The sequence below is a fragment of the Serratia sp. A07 genome (genome assembly GCF_058725505.1).
In genome coordinates, this window is the sequence record NZ_JBZXDO010000247.1 from 1 (window position 1) to 580 (window position 580).

Genomic DNA, 580 nt, shown 5'->3' on the forward strand with positions numbered 1-580 from the left:
GCAATGCCTTGGCCGTGGCCTGCGCACTGCGCCCGGTAAAGACCACTGCCTCATCTTCGACCACACAGGCACCGTGCATAAGCTCGGCTATCCCGACGATATCGAATATGACTACCTGCCCGCCAGTTCTGACGGGATGGAGAAAACGCCCGCGCGCGTGGTTAAGACTGACCAGCCTGAGCGCCTGCCGAAAGAATGCACCCAATGCCACTACGTTAAGCCGGTCGGCGTCTACATCTGCCCGAAATGTGGCTTCAAGCCGATCGCCGGTGAGGACGTAGAAACCGATAAGTCACGCGGCCTGAAAAAAGTGAAGCAAGCCAAGGAGGTTGTCACCAAAGAAGTGAAACAAGCCTGGTGGAGTCAAATCATCTACTACCAACGCATGCGCGCCGCCCAGGGCAAACCGGTAAGTGACGGCTGGTGCTCGCATGTCTACCGCAAAAAATTCGGGGTATGGCCGCAAGGGCTGTATCACGCACCGATGGCCATCACACCAGTGGTGAGCAACTTCATCAAATCAACACAGATTGCCTACGCAAAATCTAAGCAAAACGAAGGGAAAGCCGCATGAATACCA

1 pseudogene is annotated in these 580 nt (G+C 55.3%); it reads left to right on the forward strand.

Annotated features, from left to right (window positions below):
- Window positions 1-574: pseudogene (locus AC4PR2_RS29565) on the forward strand (DEAD/DEAH box helicase); the annotation flags it as partial.
- Window positions 575-580: the final 6 nt, after the last annotated feature.